This window comes from Streptomyces sp. RKAG290 (assembly GCF_023701695.1).
Classification (GTDB): Bacteria; Actinomycetota; Actinomycetes; order Streptomycetales; family Streptomycetaceae; genus Streptomyces.
In genome coordinates this window covers 7,852,577-7,874,308 of the sequence record NZ_JAJOZC010000001.1, presented here as the reverse complement: position 1 = coordinate 7,874,308, position 21,732 = coordinate 7,852,577, and the positions used below count along the sequence as shown (strand labels likewise).

General features: G+C 67.8%; 16 protein-coding genes and 7 pseudogenes. 8 read left to right on the top strand and 15 right to left on the bottom strand.

What is annotated here, in order from left to right:
* Window positions 1-2 precede the first annotated feature (2 nt).
* The 3 genes from LNW71_RS34900 to LNW71_RS34890 all read right to left on the bottom strand — a co-directional run bounded on the left by LNW71_RS34900 (window position 3) and on the right by LNW71_RS34890 (window position 4,202).
* A complete protein-coding gene (locus LNW71_RS34900) occupies window positions 3-1,820 on the bottom strand; it encodes a glycoside hydrolase family 2 TIM barrel-domain containing protein (protein WP_250971830.1) in 1,818 nt (605 codons plus the stop codon).
* 1,016 nt (window positions 1,821-2,836) lie between these two features.
* Window positions 2,837-3,841, bottom strand: coding sequence for an alpha/beta hydrolase (locus LNW71_RS34895; RefSeq protein ID WP_250971829.1), 1,005 nt, complete (start codon window positions 3,839-3,841; stop codon window positions 2,837-2,839).
* Between the two features lie 160 nt (window positions 3,842-4,001).
* Complete coding sequence (locus tag LNW71_RS34890) at window positions 4,002-4,202, bottom strand: hypothetical protein (RefSeq protein WP_250971828.1); 201 nt, start codon at window positions 4,200-4,202, stop codon at window positions 4,002-4,004.
* 201 nt (window positions 4,203-4,403) lie between these two features.
* Here LNW71_RS34890 and LNW71_RS36310 point away from each other — a divergent pair.
* A pseudogene (locus LNW71_RS36310) lies at window positions 4,404-4,757 on the top strand (recombinase family protein); the annotation flags it as partial.
* Here LNW71_RS36310 and LNW71_RS37160 read toward each other — a convergent pair.
* The 3 genes from LNW71_RS37160 to LNW71_RS34870 are packed head-to-tail and all read right to left on the bottom strand — an operon-like array spanning window position 4,715 to window position 7,498.
* Window positions 4,715-5,029, bottom strand: a complete 315-nt coding sequence (locus LNW71_RS37160; RefSeq protein WP_374119498.1) for a ricin-type beta-trefoil lectin domain protein — start codon at window positions 5,027-5,029, stop codon at window positions 4,715-4,717. The pseudogene LNW71_RS36310 and the gene LNW71_RS37160 overlap by 43 nt on opposite strands.
* Window positions 5,030-5,066: 37 nt before the next feature.
* Window positions 5,067-5,447 carry an RICIN domain-containing protein gene (locus tag LNW71_RS34875; RefSeq protein ID WP_250971826.1) on the bottom strand — a complete coding sequence of 127 codons (381 nt, stop codon included), beginning with the start codon at window positions 5,445-5,447 and terminating at the stop codon, window positions 5,067-5,069.
* On the bottom strand, window positions 5,444-7,498 hold the full coding sequence (locus LNW71_RS34870) for a GH92 family glycosyl hydrolase (RefSeq protein WP_250971825.1): 2,055 nt from the start codon (window positions 7,496-7,498) through the stop codon (window positions 5,444-5,446). Before LNW71_RS34870 ends, LNW71_RS34875 begins: the two co-directional genes overlap by 4 nt.
* 504 nt (window positions 7,499-8,002) lie before the next feature.
* On the opposite strand from LNW71_RS34870, the pseudogene LNW71_RS34865 reads away from it, so the two are divergent.
* From LNW71_RS34865 to LNW71_RS34855, 3 genes and pseudogenes are all read left to right on the top strand, one after another.
* Window positions 8,003-8,443, top strand: a pseudogene (locus tag LNW71_RS34865) (Scr1 family TA system antitoxin-like transcriptional regulator); the annotation flags it as partial.
* A 23-nt stretch (window positions 8,444-8,466) separates the two neighbouring features.
* Window positions 8,467-8,757: pseudogene (locus tag LNW71_RS34860) on the top strand (transposase family protein); the annotation flags it as partial.
* A 39-nt stretch (window positions 8,758-8,796) separates the two neighbouring features.
* Window positions 8,797-9,042 (top strand): DUF2283 domain-containing protein, encoded by a 246-nt coding sequence (locus tag LNW71_RS34855; protein ID WP_250971824.1) that lies wholly within the window; start codon window positions 8,797-8,799, stop codon window positions 9,040-9,042.
* 280 nt (window positions 9,043-9,322) lie between these two features.
* On the opposite strand, the gene LNW71_RS34850 is transcribed toward LNW71_RS34855, so the two are convergent.
* The 3 genes from LNW71_RS34850 to LNW71_RS34840 all read right to left on the bottom strand — a co-directional run bounded on the left by LNW71_RS34850 (window position 9,323) and on the right by LNW71_RS34840 (window position 13,351).
* Window positions 9,323-9,937 carry a hypothetical protein gene (locus LNW71_RS34850; RefSeq protein ID WP_250971823.1) on the bottom strand — a complete coding sequence of 205 codons (615 nt, stop codon included), beginning with the start codon at window positions 9,935-9,937 and terminating at the stop codon, window positions 9,323-9,325.
* Between the two features lie 788 nt (window positions 9,938-10,725).
* Window positions 10,726-11,592, bottom strand: a complete 867-nt coding sequence (locus LNW71_RS34845) for a SigB/SigF/SigG family RNA polymerase sigma factor (protein WP_250971822.1) — start codon at window positions 11,590-11,592, stop codon at window positions 10,726-10,728.
* Window positions 11,593-12,094: 502 nt separating this feature from the next.
* Window positions 12,095-13,351, bottom strand: a complete 1,257-nt coding sequence (locus LNW71_RS34840) for an FAD-dependent monooxygenase (RefSeq protein ID WP_250971821.1) — start codon at window positions 13,349-13,351, stop codon at window positions 12,095-12,097.
* Window positions 13,352-13,795: 444 nt separating this feature from the next.
* Between LNW71_RS34840 and LNW71_RS34835 the strand changes: the two are divergent.
* Window positions 13,796-14,022: pseudogene (locus tag LNW71_RS34835) on the top strand (MbtH family protein).
* 94 nt (window positions 14,023-14,116) lie between these two features.
* Here LNW71_RS34835 and LNW71_RS36680 read toward each other — a convergent pair.
* On the bottom strand, window positions 14,117-14,752 hold the full coding sequence (locus LNW71_RS36680; RefSeq protein ID WP_250971820.1) for a pentapeptide repeat-containing protein: 636 nt from the start codon (window positions 14,750-14,752) through the stop codon (window positions 14,117-14,119).
* Window positions 14,749-15,036, bottom strand: coding sequence for a hypothetical protein (locus LNW71_RS34825; protein ID WP_250971819.1), 288 nt, complete (start codon window positions 15,034-15,036; stop codon window positions 14,749-14,751). Before LNW71_RS34825 ends, LNW71_RS36680 begins: the two co-directional genes overlap by 4 nt.
* 91 nt (window positions 15,037-15,127) lie before the next feature.
* Here LNW71_RS34825 and LNW71_RS34820 point away from each other — a divergent pair.
* Window positions 15,128-15,349 (top strand): annotated as a pseudogene (locus tag LNW71_RS34820) (hypothetical protein); the annotation flags it as partial.
* Between the two features lie 936 nt (window positions 15,350-16,285).
* Here LNW71_RS34820 and LNW71_RS34815 read toward each other — a convergent pair.
* The 4 genes and pseudogenes from LNW71_RS34815 to LNW71_RS34800 form a co-directional block, all read right to left on the bottom strand.
* Entirely contained in the window at window positions 16,286-16,879 is a 594-nt protein-coding gene (locus LNW71_RS34815; protein WP_250971818.1) for an isochorismatase family protein, read from the bottom strand.
* Between the two features lie 100 nt (window positions 16,880-16,979).
* A pseudogene (locus LNW71_RS34810) lies at window positions 16,980-17,650 on the bottom strand (HNH endonuclease); the annotation flags it as partial.
* A gap of 242 nt (window positions 17,651-17,892) precedes the next feature.
* The gene (locus LNW71_RS34805) at window positions 17,893-18,381 is read right to left on the bottom strand and encodes a hypothetical protein (RefSeq protein WP_250971817.1); all 489 of its coding nucleotides are present in this window, start codon (window positions 18,379-18,381) and stop codon (window positions 17,893-17,895) included.
* A gap of 22 nt (window positions 18,382-18,403) precedes the next feature.
* Window positions 18,404-18,955 carry a hypothetical protein gene (locus LNW71_RS34800; RefSeq protein WP_250971816.1) on the bottom strand — a complete coding sequence of 184 codons (552 nt, stop codon included), beginning with the start codon at window positions 18,953-18,955 and terminating at the stop codon, window positions 18,404-18,406.
* Window positions 18,956-19,541: 586 nt separating this feature from the next.
* Here LNW71_RS34800 and LNW71_RS34795 point away from each other — a divergent pair.
* A pseudogene (locus tag LNW71_RS34795) lies at window positions 19,542-20,332 on the top strand (hypothetical protein).
* Between the two features lie 569 nt (window positions 20,333-20,901).
* Window positions 20,902-21,711: a DUF4097 family beta strand repeat-containing protein gene (locus tag LNW71_RS34790; protein WP_250971815.1), complete on the top strand. Its 810-nt coding sequence runs from the start codon at window positions 20,902-20,904 to the stop codon at window positions 21,709-21,711.
* The last annotated feature ends 21 nt before the right edge of the window (window positions 21,712-21,732 follow it).

The following is a 21,732-nucleotide window of genomic DNA, read 5'->3' as shown; positions in this document are numbered from 1 at the left end:
GGTCAGCTTGTCGGAGACCTGGTCGAGCTTCGGGTCGCGGTAGACCTCGACGAAGTCGTCGAGTCCGGACAGGGAGAGTGCCTTGCCCTGGTGCCCGTCGACGTGGTCCGGTTTCCCGGTGAGGTAGGAGAGGATGCCGTTTCCCGAGGAGTCGGGGTGGTGACCAGTGGCTGGGTCAGGTTCTGCTCGGCCCAGTCCCAGATGAACCCGCCCTGGACCTCAGGGTATTTGCGTACTACGTCCCAGAACTCACCGAAGTTGCCGAGTGAGTTGCCCTGCGCGTGCGCGTATTCGCCCATGACGATGGGCTTCTCGGTGGTCTTCGCCTTGTCCTCAAGGCTCTGGGGCGAGGGATAGCGCGGCCCCCAGACGTCGGCGAACGGGGCGTCACCGTCAGGGACGTTGGACTGGTGGTAGAGGGGACGGCCCGGATCCTGCGCCTTGAGGAAGTCGGCCATCGCGTAGTGGGCCTTGCCGAGCCCGGCCTCGTTGCCGGTGTCCCACATCAGGACGCTGGGGTGGTTCTTGTCCCGCTCGTACATGGCGACGGCCCGGTCCATGAAGGCCTTCTGCCACTCCGGTTTCTCGGCGAGGCAGTTGTCGGGGCAGCCGTCGTGGTGGTGGGTCTCGATGTCCACCTCGTCCGCGATCCACATGCCCTGGCTGTCGGCGCGCTCGTACAGGTACGGGTCCGAAGGGTAGTGGGAGGTGCGGATGGCGTTGATGTTGAGCTGCTTCATCAGGGCGACGTCGGACGCGGTGCGCTCATGAGTGGCGTGGCGGCCGGTCTTCGGGTCGGTCTCGGCGCGGTTGACCCCCTTGACCAGGATGCGCTTGCCGTTGACCAGGATCTTCTTGTCCTTGACTTCGACTTCGCGGAAGCCGACGGGCTGGCTGCTCGTGTGGGTGACCTTGCCGGTGCTGTCGGACAGTTCGACGACCAGGGTGTACAGGTTCGGTGTCTCGTCATTCCACTTGTCAGGGTTCGTGACGTCGGCGTTCAGCCTGACCGAGGTGGTGTCCGCTCGAGCGGTCACTGGGGATGACATCGTTGTCACCGCGCGTCCGCGACGGTCGTACAGCTTGCCGGTGACCTTCCCCCTCTCACCGGCCTCGGCGGCTGTGACATCGATATCGGCGGTGAGGGTGGCGTCGCGATACTGCGCGTCGAGATCGGTCTTGACGGTGATGTCACGTACGTGCGTGACCGGGGTCGAGTAGAGGCCCACGGACCGGAAGATGCCGGAGAAGCGCCACTGGTCGTAGTCCTCCAGATGGGACCCGGATCCCCAGCGGTGCACCTGGAGCGCGACGGTGTTCTTGCCCGGATGCAGGTACTTGCTGATGTCGTACTCGGCCGGCGAGTAGCCCCCCTGGTCGTAGCCCGCGTAGTGCCCGTTGACCCAGACCAGGTTCCCGCTGGTGACTCCCTCGAAGCGCAGGAACGTCTCCCGCTTCTCCCAGCTCTGCGGCAGGTCGAAAGTGCGGACGTAGGCGCCGGTGGGGTTGGTGTCGTGCGGGACGTTCGGCGGGTTGTCCGGGTACATCTCGGTGGGGATGTTGCGGAACACCGGGTGGTCCAGACCGTCCGTCTGCCAGGTGTGCGGGACGCCCACGCTCTGCCAGCCGCTGCCGGCCGTGTCGTAGCCCTCGGAGAAGAAGTTCTTGGGAACTTCCTCGGGGCGGTCCGACATATGGATCTTCCATGTGCCGTCGAGCGACTTCTTCCAGGGGCTGGCCGTGCCGCCTTCGCGGGCGGCCCGCTCGTCGGCGTACGGCGTCAGATCGGCGTGCGGCGGCTCCTGGCCGACCCCGGTCACCTCTGGATCCTCCAGCAGTTCGTATACGTCCGAGGGGGTGGCGGCGGGTCCTCGGCCGCTCCCGCCGAGACGGGAGCGCTGAGCGCCACTGACACCGCCAGCACGGCGAGTGTGCGGAACAGTCTGCGTTGATGCATCAGGGATTCACCTCTCTGACACTGGAATCCATCATGAAGAAACAGATCCGCACACTACTGAACGCCGCCATCCGCGCCTAGAGAAAGGACGCGCATCGTCGCAACTCCCGCACATGCGGCCTGAAATGGAGCCTCTCTCACCGGGATGGCTATCCCGCTCAACGTCGAAACCGGTGGTTCCGGTTGTTCGGACGGCCGACACGGATAACGGGGTGCAGTTCATTGCGGGACTCTCCCTCGGATCGAGCAAGGGTGATCCGTAGCGGGGGCCATCGGTCCTGGTCGGGAGTTGGCGGGCCGCGCCGAGGTAAGGCCGACATTGCCGGTGGGACTCACCGCGGTTTCCGCGCGGGGCGCCGCACACCGGCACTGCGGGCGTGGCCCGATCCAACATGGCTCCCGCCCTCGCCCGGACTGCTCGCACCGGAGGGTGGAATAACTATTCGCCTGCCGGCTCGGGGTGCAGGACGACCTTCTACGCTGCCTGCTCCAGCTTTGCGCCGCGTCCATGAGCCTCATCGGCGGGCGTAGTTTTTGTGACGACGCCGCACAGTTGGCAAAACAGCGACTTGGCAAGTGGCACCACACAACCAGTCGCGTCGCTCTGCGGAGTTGGTGCTGACGGAGTTGTCGGCCGCGGCGAAGGCTCCGTCGGCGGCGCGGGCCGAGCCACATGACGATGAAGGCGTCGTGGAGTTCGGCGCCGTTCCCAGCGCGCGGCCAGGTGCTTGGACCGGTGGAGCAGGGCGAGGATCTGTTCCACGACGTAGAGGATCAGCGGGCGCCGTCCTGGTTCGGGCGCCGCGCGGGGCACCGGCAGGTAGCGGAAGCCCTAGCCTGACGCGTTCACCGGGCAAGTCCGGATCTTGATTTCGGCCGTCAGTTGGTGGCGAGAAGGCGCTCGAGCCAGTTGCGGCGTGCCGCGACGGCGGCCTTGCTGATCCGCGCCTGGGGGGCTTTCCGGTCGAAGGAGTGGATTCCGCCGGGCCACACGTGCAGCTCGGCTTTGCCGCCGGCCTGCCAGATCCGGTCGGCGTAGGCGAGGATCTCGTCGCGCAGGCACTCGGCGGAGCCGACCTCGAGGAACGTGGGCGGCAGGCCGGTCAGGTCGGTGGCGCGGGCGGGCGCGGCGTACTGCGGCACGTGAGCTCCGCCCTGGGCGTCGCCGAACAGCGAGCTCCAGGCGAACCGGTTGTGGCTGCGGTCGAAGAGTTCGACGTCGTCCATCTGCAGGGCCGAGGCGCTGTCGTTGCGGTCGTCGAGCAGGGGGGCAGTCAGCAGTTGGCCGAGCAGGCGGGGACCGCCCTTGTCGCGTACGTACAGGGCGAGCGCGGCGCTGAGGCCGCCGCCGGCGCTGGGGCCCGTGACGATGATGCGCTCCGGGTCGATGCCGAGCTCGTCCGCGTGGTCGGCGACCCACAGCAGGCCGGCGTAGGCGTCGTTGATCTGGGCGGGGTAGGGGTGCTCGGGCGCGAGCCGGTATCCGACCGAGATCAGCGTGGCCCCGAGCTGCTCGGCCGTGTCGAGTATCTGGTCGAGCCCGATGCGGTGATCGCTGCAGTAGAAGCCGCCGCCGTGGATGAAGTAGAGCGCAGGCCGCGATGCGGGCGCCGCGCCGGAGGGCGTGCACACCAGCAGCGGGATCTCGGGGGCGCCGTCCAGTCCAGGCACCGAGGGCTGGGAGACGACGAAGCGTCCACCATGGCTGAGGTCCCCGAGCGCCGCCACTGCGACGTCGACCCCCGCGCGGATCACCGACAGCTTCTCAAGGCTCATCGGCATCAAGTCCGGTTCCTCCGCCAGGTAGGCGTCATAGGCGACCTGAACTTCGACATCGAGGGGAACGGGAACGGCGGGCACGGCCTGACCAGGTTCAAGATCCATGCGCGGACGGTAGCGCCCCTGTTCCCTTCGCGTCATTCGATTTCAATACCTCGCCGGTCGCGTAGCAGGTACTCAGCCCTGGTGTGAGTTGGGTGTGGGGGTGGTTCTGAGATTGTTCTCTTCTTCCGGCCTCGAACGGCGTCCAACGAACTTTGATCGCTCAGGAGAGGGACGTGGCCGGAAGAAAAGGAACAAGCTCAGTCAGCTTGTCCGGCTTCTTCAGCCCGTTCAGAAGTGAGTCGAAGACCATGGCCCGGTCGATCCGCGGGCCTGCCTGCAAGGGGTAGATCTCGGTGCGATCGCCCTCCTCCTGCGTGTCGAGGGCCTTGAGCGAGGTCCACTGCCGGGGCTTGTTCTGCACCTAGGGATGGAACTGCTCATGGCCCGCAGCTGCACCATGCTCTCGACGTCGAGCTCACCTCGAAGCTGGAGCACCGCAGCTCCCGACGCCGGCCTGACTTGAACCGAAAACACCTGCCGCCACACCTTCCGCCGGTACAGAACACTGAGGACCTCATCGTAGAAGCGCCCTTTCGACCGCAGAAGCCCACCTTGGTCGACATTGAGGCGTGAATTGCCGGCGCCGGACGAGGCGGCTCTCACAAATGATCAGCACCCGGGCAAAGATCCGGCCCGAGCTGGAGAAGGCGCTCGCGCTGGCACCTGTTCAAGGAGGCCGCCCCCGAGATCCCGGTCATCCTCACGGTGCCTCGCGCGCAACGCGGCCGAGCTGATGACACTCTCAGCCGAGCTCCAGGCCGGCGGCATCCAGCTCGAACTTCTCACCGGCCCGCTCACCGGAATCTACGACCCCAACGGCATGGGCGCCATGTTCTTCGCCGTGCACGCCGTCGCCGGGCAGATCGAGCGCCACTACATCCGGGAGAAGACCCTCGAAGGCCAGGTCACCGCGGCGGCCAAGGGCAACCATGGTGGCCGCCCGAAAGTCATCGACGACGACAGATCGTCGAGGCACCGTCCGGATCCCGGATTCCGGTAGCCGCCGTTGTAGGCCTGCCAGACCTCGTTGGTTTCGCCTCTGCAGTCCCAGAGCCCCGCCGTGGTGCCGTTGGCGGTGCCGAGAGCTGTGGCGTCCAGGCACTTGCCCAGCGCCCGGAGCGTTCCGTTGGAGCCTGCGGTCTTCAGGGCGGGCCACGCCCGTGCGCGGGGTGCGCACGGGCGTGCCATCGTGCGTGGGGAGGGTGGGGGAAGCGCCTCGGCTTTACTACTGGGGCAGGCTCCACTTCTGGTTGTTCCCGGCGTGGCAGTCCCAGATCTCCAGTTGGGTGCCGTCGGCGGTGCTCGCGTTGGGTACGTCGAGGCAGCGGCCGGACTGGGGGTTGACCAGTGCGCCGGTGGAGGCCGCGTAGGTCCACTTTTGGTTGTTGCCGCCGTTGCAGTCCCAGAGCTCGATCAGGGTGCCATTGGCGGTTCCACCGTTGCCGGTGACCTCCACGCACTTGCCCAGGAGCTGCAAGGACCCGTCTGCGGCCACCGTGACCTGCTGGGCGGCGGAGTTGTTGCAGGTCCAGATCTGGATTTTGTTGCCGTTCGTCGTTGACGCGGTGTCGTCGTCGAGGCACTTGCCGCCGGTCGCCGACGTCACCGGACCGGAGCGACCCACCGGCGGACCCGGCGGCTTGGTGCCACCGTTGCCGTTGTACGACGGCGGCGCGGAGGACGCCGCGGCGGCCCACCCGGTGTTGGCACTGGTGCCCAGGGTGAGGCCGAGTGTCCCGCCGCCCGTGGCGAAGTCGGCGGGCAGGTAGGCGTTGTTCCAGTTGGCGCCGTTGAGGGTGGCGCTCTGGGCGTAGGGGCGTTGTCGGCGGCCTGCGGAGCGTTGACGACCATGTGCCGGCCGTTGCCCAGCGTCACGTCCACGTGGGTGAACAGCGGGCTGCCCAGCGCGAGGTCGGAGGTACCGGGGGTCTCGGGGTAGAAGCCCATCGCGGACCAGACGTACCAGGCACTCATGGTGCCCAGGTCGTCGTTTCCGACGCCCCACTTCGCCGGGTCGTTCGGCCACAGCTGGTCCTGGACCTGGCGGACAATCTTCTGGGTCTTCCAGGGCTGGCCCACGTAGTCGTACTCCCACGGCAGCTCAATGGATGGCTCGTTTCCCAGGTCGGCGTGCGAGCCGCCGGAGCCGTGGAAGTCGGACAGCACGCTGTCCAGGTAACTGATGTACTTGCTGTCGCCGCCCATGGCATCGGCCAGCCCGCGGATGTTGTGCGGCACCGCCCCGGTGTACTGCCAGGACGTCCCCTCCACGAACTGATCACTGCTGGCCGGGTCGAATCCCGGTTTCCAGGAGCCGTTGAGCTGCTTGGGCTGCATGAAGCCGCTGGAGGCGTTGAAGTTGTTCCTCCAGTCCTGCGCGCGGTTGGCGAACTGCGACTGAGTGGTGATGTCCCCCAGCGCGCCCGCGAATGCGGAGGTCGCGAAGTCCTGTGCGCTGTACTCCAGGAGCGTGGCCACCGAGCCGTAGAAGTCCCGTGGGTAGGAGCCGTCGGACGGCAGGTAGCCGTACTTGGTCTGCAGGTCCAGACCCATGCGGATCGGGTTGGTGGTGGTGCCTTCCTTGACCATGTCCGCCTTGGCCGCAGCGGTGTCGAAGTTCCGCGCCCCGAAGGCGTAGTAGTCCGCGATGATCGCCGGACCGGGGTCGCCGTTCATCACCTGCGTCTCGGCTGAGTTCAGCGACCACTTCGGGAAGAAACCGGCCTGCTCGTAGTCGTTCACCAGCGACTGGGCGCTGTCGCTCGCCTGCTGGGGGGCGACCAGCGCCTCCAGCTGCGCCTGAGTGCGGTAGATGTCCCACCCGGAGTAGGTGCCGTACTGCGCCTTCTGGCCTGCGGCCAGCGTGTGGACCTTCTTGTCGAATCCCCAGTACCTCCCGTCGCTGTCGCTGAGCAGATTCGGGTGCAGCAGCGAGTGGTAGAGCGAGGTGTAGAAGACTTGTCGCTGGTCGGACGTGCCACCGGTGACAGCGATCTTGCCGAGTACGTTGTTCCACGCGTTGTGTGCGGCGGTCCGGGTGCCGGTGAAGTCCCAGTTCGGGTTCTCCGACTGGCGGTTGGCCGTGGCTCCCGCGATCGAGACGTACGACAGGCCGACCTTGGCCTGCACCGTGCGGTTGCCGGTCGTGTCGAAGGTGAGCGAATTGCCGCCGTTGAAGGTGCCGCTGGTGGTGAACGGCTGGTCGAAGACCATGTCGAAGTACGCGGTGTAGGACGGGGCCGACGCGCAGAAGAGGCCGGCGTCCACGGAGCCGCTGACCTCGGTGCTGCTCACCTTGTTGAAGTGCAGGTTGGTGGCCTTGTCGGCGTTCAGCTTGAACAGCAGATTGGCCTGCGTGGTTGCCGGGAACGTGAAGCGCGCCATGCCGGAACGGGCGGTCGTGGTCAGCTCGGTGTTGACCCCGTTGTTGAGGTTGACCGAGTACGCGCCCGCGCTCGCCGTCTCGTTGCTGTGCGAGAAGCCGACGGTCGCGTTTCCATCGATGCCACCGGTGGTCGGCAGGACCGGGATGTCGCCCATCGCGCCGCAGCCGGGTCCGGAGATGTGATTCAGACTGAACCCGGTGACAACGTTGTCAGAGTATGCGTAGTTCCCGCCGGGTGGGCGGGAGTTCGTATCGGGGCTCCAGGAGACCATGCCGAACGGGGCGTCTGCTCCGGGAAGGTGTTGCCCCCGTTGGAGGTGCCCAGCAGTGGATTGACCAGGGAGGCGGGATCGCTCACCGCGGCCGGCGTGGCGGCCTGCGCGACAGTGTTCGGCGCGGCGAGTCCCAAGAAGAGCAGACAGGTCGCGAGGGAAATGCGCCATCGTTTCATCGTTGCGGCTCCAGGTACGGACAGCATGACTGTCACCGGACCGGTGGGGGTGAATCCCCGAAAGCAAAGGGCAGGGGAACAACGCTTGTCAACGCAAACGACCGAAATCGCGAACAGTGACCAACAGACGTCGGAGCAAAGGCCGTTGAATTTCCGGAACGGAGAGCTGTGAGCGGAGAATGACTACCGATTGATCCGACTACACGTCTAGACCGTTGACGTGGCCATGCGCGCTGACTAGCTTCGGGGAGCGCTCTCCCTGGTCGTCCATGTACCCCCCCAGCATCCCGGTCGGAGCTCTCGGGAGTCCCCATGAAGGCTGCAGCGACGCCGGGTCCGCACCGGCCTGCGGCAGCTGTAGGACAGCTATGTGCGGCTATACCGGTCGACCCGGGTGTTCCGGGTGTACTCGCCCACAAGCGTGCCCGGCCTCGTCCAGACCGTCGGCTACGCCGGTGCGCTGCTCAGCGTGAACGCCCGCCTCCTCGACATTCCCGACGATGGTGCGGAAGCGGCCGTGGCCAGGGTCAAACGCTCCGAGGTGATCCATGAGCCAGGCCACAGGTGTCTGCTTCTCATAGAGGAGTCGGTGCTGTACTACCAGCTGGGGACCGCTGCTGACGCGGCGGCCCAGCTCGGTCATCTTCTGACGGCCGGGGCGCTGCCGGCCGTCTCGTTGGGCATCATCCCGATGGCGACACGAAAGCGGGCTCTCTGGCCGCAGGAGCCCTTCCACGTCTACGACGACACTCTCGTCTCCGTCGAGGGCCCTTGGACATCAAGGCCACCCCCACCCACGGCATCCCCGCCGCACTGACCCAAGCGGGCATCCGCTGCTGGGCGGACAAGGCGTACCAAGGAGCAGGCGGCACCGTCCGCATCCCCTACCGCGGCCGCTGGGGCAAACTCTCCACAGGCCAACGAGCCGTCAACGCCTCCCACGCCAAGATCCGCGCTATCGGCGAGCAGGCCATGGCCACTCTCAAGTCGTGGCGCCTCCTGCGCAAACTCCGTTGCGGTACGACCCGCGTCAACACCATCGTCAAGGCCGTCCTCGCCCTGCAGCTCGCAGCGCACTGACGAGCCCGGAACCAACAACGCAGAAAGGACCCCAGCATCGTGCCTGATGTCAAAGTCACCTACGACAAGACCGTGAACGCGGCGTACATATACTTCACCGACCCACAGGTCAGTGTGAGATCAGCACATACCTATCCCTGCGATCCGATCGATGTCGACGGCATGGTCAACCTCGACTTCGACGAGCAGGGCCGCCTCATCGGTATCGAGGTCCTGGCCGCCACGTCGAAGCTCCCCGAGTACGTGCTCCAAGTCGCCGAGCGGCTGGACTCCGAGGGCAGTTGAGCCCGGGAGCAGCCCTGCGATTGTTGCCCTGCACAGCCGCCAGCACAGGTTGGAAAAGGCTCAGTGAGGCACGCCGATGTCTCACCGGTGGAATGGCTGCCTGCTTGCGCGGTCGGCTGACCTTCGCCGACCTGAGGGCGCGTGGGACTGAAGTTGGGCGGCAGGTGTTGAGCGGTGTTGGCTTCGGTGGAGGATAGCGAGGAGCGCAGGGCCCTGCGTTGAGGGATCGGGCGCCCGGATGGGACCCGGCGGGGCGCGGCGGGAAACTCGTCGCAATTCCTCAGGCGAAAGGATTGCCACGCCCGGGAAGCTGGCCGCCCGGCGGCAGGTACCGCAGCCGGCCCCTCTCGTCGGTCACCGGCGTGAACCCCGCAGCCGCCAGCCGGCCGGCGTACTTGGCTTTGTAGCGTCGACCGGCGACGTTCAAGATGGGTATGAGACACATCAGTAGGACCCAGACGACGCCAGCGACGACGAAGGAGGTGGTGTCCGCGCCGAACAAGGCGACGACACTCACGGCCATCACGGTGATGCCGAGACTCGCGATGATCAACCGTTGCTTGTCGGAGTACTCGCTGGTGAGGTCGAACGTGATGCGGGCCTTGAGGAGCTGGAACGCGGCGGGTACGAAGGGCGGCAACGCGCCCCCGTCAACGGCGTTGGGATATTGCGCCCAGTTCTGCGCGGCCCGCGCACGGGCCCGCGGGGCGGGGTCGGCCACGAGGGACATCACATACCCGCCGCCCCGCCGTACGTCGACGTACTGGTACCCGAACTGCTCGGCTACAACGCCGAGTTCGGCGAGATTGTCAATGGACGACATGCCACTGGTGACCTGAACTGGCTCCCCGGTCGCCATTTCCCGCAGCATCTTGCGCACATCCTGTTTACCCACAGCCTCTCCCCCTGTCACTGACAACGTTGGCACCCTTCCACACCGTCGCGACACACAGGACAAGGACGGCATAGCTTGGTGCGGTCTTGACAGTCGCCCGAGGTCCGGCCCTCTTCCGACGACGCAGTGCGGACGTCGTCCTCGGCGGTCTCGGCGATCTCATGGGGTTCCCAGCCCATCTGGGCCAAGTCGGTCAGTCAGAGATGCCACGTGGTGTGGGTCGAGACCCGCTCAACATCTGATTCCAGCGCGCCCGGATCTGTTGGGAGCCTTCCCCGACACCCACGCCTGTCCTCTGCCGTCTGCCTGAGGCGCCGTAGGCGGTAGCTGAACCCGCCCGGCCGTCGGGCACCCTCCATGACCTGGGTGCCCGACGGCCCGGCTTCGGTATCTGCGAGGGGAGGATCCCCTGCGCATGGCGTATTTCGACGGCGATGATGGGGATCGGACCATGGTGCGTGGTTGGTGGTCTGACGTGGCGACGGCCGACCGAAGGCGTCCTGGATCAGCGAGTGAGGCGGCATCGACGGGACCCGCGTCGCTCTCACCGCAGAAGCCGACGCCGACGCCGGACAGGTACGAGTCGTGCCCCGGGCCGGTCTGACACGGGCCCGGTTGTCCATTGGCTCCCGCCCCGCATGGCCGCTCCCGGACGCGGGCGAGCGCTGCGCCCGCCGGCTCGGGGTGCAGTGCGACCTTCTTCGCGGCCTGCTCCAGCGTTGCCCGCCCCTTACCGGGCTTCGGTGGTGACGGCCCGCGTCCTCAGGGCCAGGCGGACTGGGCGTCGATCAGTCCTCCGTGAGGATGCCCTCTCGGAGGCGGCCGAGGATCCGGATGAGCAGGCGTGAGACGTGCATCTGGGAAAGCCCGAGCTGTTCGCCGATCTGAGCCTGGGTCATCTCCTGCCCGAAACGCATCTGGACAATGGCACGCTCCCGCTCGTCCAGGGTCTCGAGCAAGGGGGCGAGGGAGTGGAGGTTCTCGACCAGTTCCATCCGGGGGTCGCAGCCACCAATGAGGTCGGCGGGGGTCCGGGGCGCCGCGCCAGGGCTGCTCTCGCCTGTGTCGACGGGCACGTCGAGGGAGGCCGCAGTGTAGCCGTTGGAGGCGATGAGACCCTCGACGACGTCCTCTTCACTGATCTTCAGGTGCCCGGCCAGTTCGGCGACTGTGGCCTCCCGGCCCAGGCCCGTGGCGAGCTCCTCCTTGACCCTCGCGAGGACGACCCGGAGTTCCTGAAGGCGCCTTGGAACGTGGACCGACCACGTGGTGTCGCGGAAGAACCGCTTGATCTCGCCGCTGATGTAAGGGATCGCGAAGGAGGTGAACTCGACTTCGCGGGACAGCTCGAAGCGGTCGATGGCTTTGATGAGACCGATGGTGCCCACCTGCACGATGTCTTCCATCTCACCGCTGCCGCGGTTGCGGTAGCGGGCGGCCACGAAGTACACCAACGACAGGTTCATCTCGATGAGGGTGTTGCGCGCGTACTGGTATTCCGCGGTGCCCTCTTCGAGGGTCGGCAGCCGGTCGAAGAACAGCCTGCTGATCGCTCGGGCGTCCTTCGGTGCGATCTCCTGCGGGACGGCGATCTTCGGGAGCGCCGCCGGGCCGGCATCAGCAGCCGTCTGCTGCACACATTCGCGTGTCGACATCGCGATCTTTCCCTCACTTACCGTTACCTAGTGCTGGCACCTGCTGCTGAGATGGGCGAACCGCTCCGTGGCCTGCGGGAGAACTTTTCGGCTACCTGCCCCGTCACCCCTCCTGCGTCTGAGCTGGCTTGCACCCGGTGCCGCGCTTCCAGGCGAACGCCCGCAGCCCGAAGACAGTCGCGCCCTTCTGCCTGGTCATTCGGCTCCGCCCGGGCATGCCAGCCTTGACCACGACAGGAACCATAGCTGCGCCAACAAGCAAAGTCTAGTTTGACAAGCATAGATTTTGAGCTTTCTGGGTGGGAGAGAACCTCCATCGCGCGCGGTCTGCTGTCGAGGTCGTCATGCCCGCCCACCTTGCGCTGCAGGGGCACGTGCGCCTCCACCAGCCGGCCGCGACAGTGGCGGCGCACGGACGCCCCCGCGCGCACCATGCAGCATGAGCGGAGGTCGTCCGGGTGCCCTACCAAAGCGCGGCTTCTCTCGACGCGTCGTGGGTCACCTACGGCTTGGCGGAGTCCGGCACCCCCGCGTAGTCGGGCAGCTCGACGCCGTTGATCGCGCGCCCGACCAGGTCCGTGAACCATTCACCGGCGAAGTCGGGGCGCGGCTCGGCGTCTGGCCCGGGGACGTCGCGACTGCGGGCGTTCAACCGGCCGATTTCCTGGTTGGCCTCGACGAACGAGCGCATCCGCGCCTCGTAGCGGGCGAACCCGGCGTCGGGGTCCCATCCGGCAGCGGCCAGCTCTCCGGCCAGCAGGTAGGCGCCGACCAGGGCCAGCCCGGTGCCCTGCCCGGACATCGGCGACGAGCTGAACGCCGCGTCTCCGAGGAGCCCCACTCGTCCACTCGACCAGCGGTCCATCACCACCTGGGCGACCTGGTCGAGGTAGAAGTCCGGGGCGTCGTCCAGGTGCGCGAGGATGTCCGGGGTCCACCAGCCCAGGCCCGACATCCGCTCCCGCAGCAGGGCCTTCTGGGCCGCGACGTCACGGTGGTCGACCTCGAAGCCGGCCGAGGCGAAGTAGAACATGGTCATCGCCCGGGTGGCGTCCTGGATGGGCCGCAGGAGGGCGGAGCGCCCGGACTCCTGATCCTGGTACTCCAGCAGCCAGCGGTCCAGCCCGAACTCGTTGGGCACACTGTAGAAGGCCAGCACCTGCCCGAGGTGGCGGAGGAACCGCTCGTGCGGCCCGAAGACCATCCCTCGCAGCTCCGAGTGGAGCCCGTCTGCCCCGACCACCAAGTCGAAGCGCCGCCGGTCGCCGCCCGCGAAGACCACGTCGACCCCGTCCGCGTCCTGAGCGAGCCCGGCGATCCGGTCGCCGAAGAGGTACTCGACGCCGTCGCGGGTGTCGTCGTAGAGCACCTTGGACAGGTCCCCGCGCAGAATCTCGATGTCCGCGATGAACCCGTCGCCACCGTCGTCGTCGGCACGGAAGGTCTCCAGCACCTGCCCGTCCGCGTCCACGGTGTGCGCGCCGGCGGTGTCGGTGCACGCCGCGCGCACCGCCGCGTCCAGACCCATGCGCCCGATAACCTCCTTGGCGACCCCGCGCGCGTCCACCGCCTGCCCGCCGGGTCGCAGCTCGGGAGCCCGCTCCACCACCGTCACCTCAGCCCCCCGCCGGCGCAGCCAGTGAGCCAGCGCGGGCCCCGCGATGCTCGCCCCCGCCACCAACACCCTGGGAACGCCCACCCGCGTTCCCTGCCCGCCCGTCCGGATCGCGTGCCCCTGGTCGGATTCGTCGACGCTCATCACAGCCTCCATCTGCTTCCTCCCGCGCTGGAACGTCCCCAGCACAGGCCCACCGCTGTCGGTGCATCCAGCCGTATCGACTACTGATCCGCACAAAACTCATCGGCACGACCGAAATCGCGTGCGCGCTCCCGCAGACACCCTGAACTCGGCATGTGCGTGCGTTGGGCGTGGCCATGGCCACCTCGGCCACGGCAGACCTCGACGAGAAACGCCAACTCCGACGCAACTCACATCACCCCAGAATTGCGCAGAGCAGGCAAAACAGCCTGCCAGCCAGGCCGCTCTCTCGATGTCCAGAGCCGCTGAACCATGACCGTTTGCTGTTGAAGATCGACCGCCCCGTTGCATCGGGCCCGGGTCCGGGGCGTGCCGGAACGTGACGTGGTAGCGCTTCCCTCGTTCAGAGATTGGCAACCGACCAGCAGCTGAGGGGAACTCAAGGTGAGTTGGAACGAAGAGGAAGACAACCGCAAGTACCAGGTAGTTGTGAACGAGGAGGAGCAGTACAGCCTCTGGCCAGCAGAGAAGGAACTCCCCTGGGGTGGCGCGCTGAGGGCAAAACCGGCCTGAAGGCAGAATGTCTCGCGCACATCAACGAGGTGTGGACGGACATGCGCCCGTTGAGCCTCCGTCAAAAAATGGACCAGCCCGCCGCCACCCAGGACTAACCAGCTCCGCACGAGCGGCACCACTCCGCGGCCCGCCAGGAGCGGGCCCCGTAGGAGGACAGGCGCCGGCGCCGGTCAGGACTTCTCCGGGCGATCACGGGTCTGCTCGAACCGTGCCATCCAGTGCGGGAGGCAGCCTCGTCTCCACGTCGAGCAGCGCCTCGCCCACCTGATCCGAAGTCAGGTCGACTGCCGTCGACAGGTCCGCTCCGAACAGACGCGTTCGCGCGAGGTGAGCCTCCTTGAGACTCGCGCCGCGTAGGTCGGCCCCTCTCAGGTACGCGCCTTCAAGGTGGGCGCTGTCGAGCCACGCGCCATTGAGGCGGACCTCCCGCAGCCACGCCTGCTCCAGATGCGCTCCAATCAGGTTGGCACCCTCCAGACGCGCACCAGCGAGGCGTACACGCCCCAGCCGGGCGTTCTGAAGGTCCGCTCCGCGCAGGTCCGTACGCCGTAGGTCTATACGGAACGGCTCCTCCAACAGCGGCCTTCTCCCCATCACCGTCAAGGCGGCCTGGACGGACTCCTCCAGCTGCGCTGCGGATGCCAACTCCGTATCAGGGGCTATCGAAACCTGGTCTCGGACGAACGCCGCGAGGACCTCGACCACCGTGAGGTGGTCCTTGGCGGAGTCCCGCATGATCCGCTCCAGAGCGTAGATGCTGCCCAGGCGCTCGACCGTACGGTCAGAAGCAAGCAGTTTGATGGCCTCCACATAGCGCGCGGTCACCTGGCCGTCCCGTGCGATCTCGGCCTGCTCGCGGTCCCGGTCACGAGTGTGCCGCAGCGTGCGGTCGGTGTAGAAAAGACCTGCCCGGCGACCGCACCAGCGCCGAGGGCCACCAGCGTCGTCCGGAACCCCGTGATCACCACCCCGTCCGCCGGCTGGAGATCGCGTCGGCGTAGTCGATCGCCGTCCAACCACCACGGGCCCTGCCACAACAGCAGGGCATAGCCGACGAAAGCGGCGGCCAGCAGCGCAAGCACCAGTGCACGCGTCCGGCTCCATTTCATACGCGGGAGCATGTCCTCGTATGGATCCGGACATGCCACAAGAGGTGTGGATGTCGTACACGCACAACATCCCGGCCCCTCCTGCGGAACCCTGTCTCTGCTTGCTGACCGAGCGTTCCAGCAGGAACCCGGCCAGTTGGTCGAGGCGCTGCTGGCGTCGGTCGCAGAACAGGATGTCGCGCCGACGCGCAGCGCCATCGTCGGCAACGGCTCCGCGCTCCCCGACTTCCCCGGTCTGCCGGGCGAGGTGAGCGTCATCGAACTGGAGAAGAACCTGGGCTGCCCCGGCGGCCGCGACGTCGCACTGGCCAGGTTCGGCGGCGGCCCCAAGGCTGGCAGCAGTACGTTGCCGACCTAGAAGTCTGCCTGGGATCCTGCGGAAATCCGGGCAGAGCCAATATCGAGGGTCCCCGTCATGACCGGTCCGGGCGAGTAGCCGGTCACTGCCGTGATGTCCGTCGTCGACTCCGCCTCCGGTTTCTCCGCTGACAGCGAGGGACCGAGCCGCCGGCGCGGTGGGGTAGATGGCGTCGGCGCCCAGCCTGGTGGCGGCTATGCGCAGGAGGCGGGACATGGCCTCGGCGGAGTTCGCGGTCCAGCGGTGCTCGGATGTGTGACGGGCGAAGTCCGCCAGCAGGACGTGCACCGACGGTGTTGGTGGTGGCAACAGGGCGCCGACCAAAGCACGCCAGTGTCCCGATCGGCCTCGAAGAGGCCCAGTTGGCCGATGGCTTGCGCGACGGGCGGGTCGAGTACCGGCCGGCCGGGTTGGACCGGCCGACGATACTGCGGGGGATGCGCGACGGCATGGCCGGTCCCGCGAGGCGGAGCTGTCGCCACGTGGTGCCGTCCGTGGCGGGCCCCAGCTCAAGGCTGCATGGGGCAGCACGTCCACGCGGTGGTCCAGGCCCGGCGCCAGGCGGTCGGCCCCGTTCGAGATCTCCGCGAGGCCAGCGCGCCGGTGACGCGGGGCAACCGGTCGTGAACCCTTGACCTTTACACAAGGCTGAGAGCGGTGCGGGTAGCTCTCGTCGACCTTCCACGCCGTGTTCTCGGACCGGTGGCCGCGCCCCTCTTGGAGTCGGTGACTTCCATTTACCGGCGCTGCGCGCCGGCCTCCCAGCCCGTCAAGGTCGCCCCGGCCTCCCGCACCTTCAACCCCTCGCCGAGGACACCGATGTCGACCGGTCCGTCACCAAGCGGTACCGCTGGCGTACGCGGGCGCCTGCCTCAGACACCCCAGAGCCATCTATTGCGGTACGGGTGTCTGGCCGGAGACTGTGACTCCTGCCTGGCGGAAGTCCTCCAGGGTCGACGCTGTGGTGTCCGGGGCGACGCCGATCGAGTAGTCCAGGAGTACACGGGCACGGAAGCCGGCCTTGACGGCGTCCAGGGCGGTCGCGCGCACGCAGTGGTCGGTGGCGATGCCCACCACGTCGACCTCTTCCACCCCACGGGCGCGCAGCCAGTTGGCCAGGGAGATGCCTTGTTCGTCGGCTCCCTCGAAGCCGCTCTTGGAAGCGCTGTGGGCACCCTTGAAGAAGACGGCGTCCACCTTGCCGCCCCTCGCCGTCGGGGCGAAGTTGGGGTGGAACTCGCCGCCCTCGTTCCCAGCCACGCAGTGGACGGGAAAGCTGTTCTTGAAGTCGGGGTCGTCCGAGAAGTGGCTCCCCGGGTCGATGTGGTGGTCCCGGGTCGCGACGACGTACTGGTAGTCCTCGCCCGCGGTCTGCTCCACCAGCTCTGCGACTGCGGTCGCGATCCGTGCGCCTCCGGAGACGGGGACGCTGCCTCCCTCACAGAAGTCATTCTGCACATCCACGACGATCAGGCCTCGGCTCATCACACACACCTCTCAGGTCATACGGAGCAAACGGGAAACGTCCGCGCCGGGGTGGCCGGCGCTTTTGGGCTCCGGCACCCCCGGAACGGGGGCAGTACGGGGCGGGGGTGTCGGCGACGATGCTGTCCTCGCAGGGGCCCTCGGCTAACCCCTTCAGCGCCTCGAGCTCGGACGCGACCGCGGTCAGGTGCAAGCGCAGCTTGGAGACCACCCACTCCCCCACGCACCGTCACCGCGCCTCCGGCGCCGGCGGCAGCCACTGGGCGGGGTCCTGGTCGGACTTCTGACGGTTCGTACGCACAGTCACCGCGACCGGCGACGTCGCCGCGCCCTGGTCGTTCGCAGTGTCTTCGCGTCGCGCGGCCGTCCAGGCAGAAGCACCGGAGTCCCAGGCCTCGGCAAGCGGCACCATCTGGTCGATGTCCAGGGCGCCGGGGTCGGTGACCTCCTGGCCGTCGTAGTACGACCACCAGCTGCCACCGGTCGGCCTGTACCTTGCCGCCACCGCCCGGCGCCGTGATCGCTTCCGCGAGCAGGACCTCGTTGCGGGGATCGCAGCCGTCGGCCAGTTCCCCGGAGTTCCAGTGCGTGAAGGACGAGCGGGTGTAGCCGGTGCGGTCCACGTCATCCGTCGTGACCAGGGCGACGGCATCGGCGAGCGTGGTCACCTCAGCAGCCCGCAAGGCCGGCGGCCCGTGCCGGAGCGGAAGCGAGGAGTGGAACGAGAGTGAGGGAGAGCGCGGCGAAGCCGCGCAGACAGTTCTTGATCACCCCCGCGTTCTACCTGCCTTACCACTCCCGGCGGATGCCCAGGAGCGGTCTCTCACCCGCACGGGCGTCAACATTCACCGCAGGAACGATTCGCCGCGGCGACCCCCTTGAGCAGCAGAGCCTCTGAATGCTCAGCCGGCAGAGTCGCGAACGAAGCAGTAAAGGAGCGCTCCATCAGTGCCGGACAACTCGGGCGCTGGCGCGTGGCTCGGGTGATCCTGCGTGCAGCGGGCGGCGCCCCTTCACCTTTTCGCGCGCTCCCCTTCGGAACGGGGCCGACGAAGCATGACCATCAAGAACGCCGCGACCAGCAGCACCAATCCCGTCACGGCACTCAGCGCGCCGGCCGTCCCCACGATGTTCCACAGCCCGCTCTCCACGCGTCGGCACGTCGGTTCACAACTGAACGACATCGCCCCGTCGCTATGCGGACCAGCAACGCCGGCCAAACCGAGTACGAAGAGCACGATTCCGCACCACAGCATCCAGCGTGCGGCAAGCAGGTACCCGCGCGAGTGAGTATCGACCATGCGACCACAGTCCCAGCCGCCCAGCCGGCAGGCAACTGTGCCGGACACAACGGGGCCACAGGCCTGGGAGTTCATGCACGTTCCGTACTCGTCATCGGCGAGGGGTGAGGCAGGCTTGCTGTCACCGGACAGGTCGCCGCCGGCGAGACAGATCAGCCGGATCGTCCGGGGGCTCCATGCTGGCGGGTCTGTCGTCGCCAAGTGTGGCTTCCTCGACGCTACTTCACCGCTGGTACGGGCCGGTGGGGCCGGTCACCGCGACGCCGGAACGCCGGGAAATCAGTGCGGCGAGCTCCGTTACGCCGCTGTAGGTGGTGTTGAACCCCCACACGGCTTCGCGGCCGGTCACCTGTGCCGTGAACGCCACCTCGTAGGCGAACGCGCTGCCTACCGGAAGTGAGCCAGCGGCGAACTGTGTCCCGTGGCCCTTGATCGAGCGGATGTCCGACCACGCAACGACGACCACGCGCCTGCCGGCGGCGTCGGCGAAACCCTCCGAGAACAGGTAGAGCCCACCACGCATGCGGTGAAACCAGACATAACCCCATGTGATGACTATGAGGAGGCCGACCACCACAACGCCGCGGCCCCAGACGTTTTCCGGCCCGTTGACGAAGAAGTTCATGACGACGACGAGAATCACCAGACACGCTGCCGCTCCGCCGAGACCGGGGCGCCGGCGCACCCGCTGCTCGAATTCGCCAAGACTCTCCCGGCCGGCGCGGGCCAGCACGCGGGGCGCCGGCGTGTCGATGGGCTTGCTCGTCCCGGCCATCGGGCCATGGTAGCGACGCAGGGGCGCAGCCGTACCAGGTCACGCAGGCGAACTTGTTCAGATGATGCCGGGCGGTTCGCCGGACGTCAGGCGGATGGCCTCGGCAGTCCTGGTGAGGTGAGGTTGTCCGCAGAGTGGTGGCTTGACCGGCGCCCGGAGGGCGGGCGGGTGCGGCTCCCGGCACGCGAACGGTTTCCAGGTCGGCGAGAAGAACCGGGAGCCCGTAGCTGCGTTACGGGTCTCCATGCGGTCGGTGGAGCGCGCCGGCGGCGCCGGCGGCGTGAGGAGGCTCTGGCCGGGGCAGCGCGTCGGAGGGAACGTCTGGGGGAACGTCTGGGGGAACGTCTGGGGGACCTCGACTGTCGGGCATACAGACAGCCAGACGGGAGCGGGAGTTGAAGGGCGGCCCGTTGGCTGACGGGTGGTCCGATCGACGGTGGACGCCGGCCCGGGTGAAGACGCTGACCGGCCGCCTGTTCCACCTCTCGTACACCGTGGAGGGACGTGGTTGCTGCGGCGGCACCTGGCATGTACGCGGCGTTCTATAGTCGCCCGGTCGACCGTTTTCATGGGGGGTCCGGAACAGATGCAGTCCAGGAGCTCACTGGCCGGTGTCCTGCTGAGTGTCGTCGCCGTGCTGCTGCTCAGCGCCTGCGGGACCCAGCGGGCCGGGGCCGGGGCGCCAACGGCGCAAGGGCCGCACTGGCAGACGTTCGCGCCGTTCCGCGTGACTACCGCCCGGCTCACCGACGGCGGGCGCGAGCTCAGCGTCGACGCAGAGGTGCCCGGCAAGGGGAAGACTTGCGCGCGCGGGCTGAAGGCGGTCGTGACTGACACGTCGGAGCGCACCGTGTGGGTGCAGGTCACCTTCTCCGCCCTGACCGGCGACCCGCACGCCGACTGCTCGGAGACCGCGACCGGCACGGCGAAGGTGCGGCTGCCCTCCGCGCTCGGCGACCGCGAACTGGTCGTGGACAACGACACGACGTTCACCGCGGACGATGCCGGCCTGTCCGGCCTGCGCGTGTGCGGTGACCGCGGCTGCCACCCGGCGCCCACCGGCTGCACCCCGCCTCCTACGACCAGGCGGTGGCGGCGCTCGACGTCCCCAACCACACCTCCCGCGGCGAGGAGCACTGCGACGGGAAATGGCTGGTGTTCGACGTGTCCTCGCGCATGGGCCCGGCCTGCGCCGAAGGTCAGGCGCCGGGCTGTGGGGCGAGCCTCGGCGATCGGTGGTTCTTCCGGGCCGAGAAGTCGGGCTGGGTGCCCCTCGCACGCGGCACCAAGGCCGGCTGCGCCGACGTGCATCGCACCGAACCCGCCTTCCCGGCCGCGCTGTGCGCCGACCTGCCCGCCCTGCGGCACTCGAACTGAACACCGCACTACGCGGCCTGCAGCGCGGCCACGCACGACGGACCTGGGCGTCCCATGCCACACTTCGAGAGCACCGCGGCGCCGGTGAGGACTTCTCCGGCCGATCATGGGCGGAACCGGATGGTGAGGGCCGCTGCGGTGGCGGCCCCGACAAAGACGCAGCCGCTCGTGTCATCCCCAGGGGCCACAGCCCGGTGCTGCTCGAGCCAGTTGACCGCCCGTTCCATGGTGCTGCGATTCCTGCCCCGTTCCTCGACGAAACCGGGTGGCCGTCCACCACACGAGCCGCACCCCGGCGCCCCGGCCCCCTCGACACACCCCTGCCCAGGCCGGAAGCCGCCACATATCCAGGCACCATGCCACCTTCGCCCTCCTGCCCCAACGACCTGCCCCGGTCTGAGCGAAGCGAAGCGCTGCGCATACCCCCGAACAACGACCCTTGCATGAATCACCGGCCGGAAGAGGGGACGACCCGTGGCGCTGGGACAGCGGCGTTGATGAAGCCGCCCGTCCGGGGCACATGTATCCGCATGCGGACGACATCAACGTGTTCCAGCAACGACCGTCGTGTGCGCACGGCCGCCGCGGCCCTGGTCGGCTGCGCCCTGGTCCTGCCGCTTTTCGCGCTCACGGCCTGCGGTCATGGGGACGGCCGGAGTGGCCCCCTCGCGGACCGGGACCGGGACCGGCGCGGGGCGGGGTGGGCCCAGGACGGCCGAGCGCAGGAGTTCCGGCAGGCCTCGCTGCCCTCCGGCAGCCATCTCGTGATCACTACCGAAGGCGGGGTACGGGTCACCGGAAGTGATACCGACACCGTACGGGTGGATGCGGGAACCCTCGCGCACTGGGACGCCGAAGGCACCAACCGCACGCTCGACCTGCCCTGTGACCAGGGGGACGAGCGGGCACGGGACAACTGCGGGGGGATGCCGCTCGTTCGCGTTCCCTCCGGGGTAACGCTCACCGTGCGGGCCCGCAACGCTGGGATCGACGTGAGCGACGTCCGGGGCGCGCTGAGCCTGAGCACCGTCAACGGCGATGTCACGGTGCAGGATTCAGGCACGAAGGGCACCAGGGACCACCTCGTGACCCGCAACGGATCGGTCCGCGCCACCGGCCTGAGAGCCCGCACCGTGGGCGCCGAGACAGTCAACGGCGATGTGGAACTACTCTGCACGACCCCGCCCGACGCCGTTGACGGCAGCACCCGCAACGGCTCCGTCCGGGTGACCCTCCCCGCCCAAGCCCCGGCGTACCTGCAAGACGTGAGCACGGTCAATGGCCGTTCCGCCACGAACATCCCCACCACCCCCGGCACCTCCCACCGCCGCCTGACCCTGCGCACCGTCAACGGCGACACCGAAATCCACCACTCCTGACCCGCCAGAACCTTCGCTACA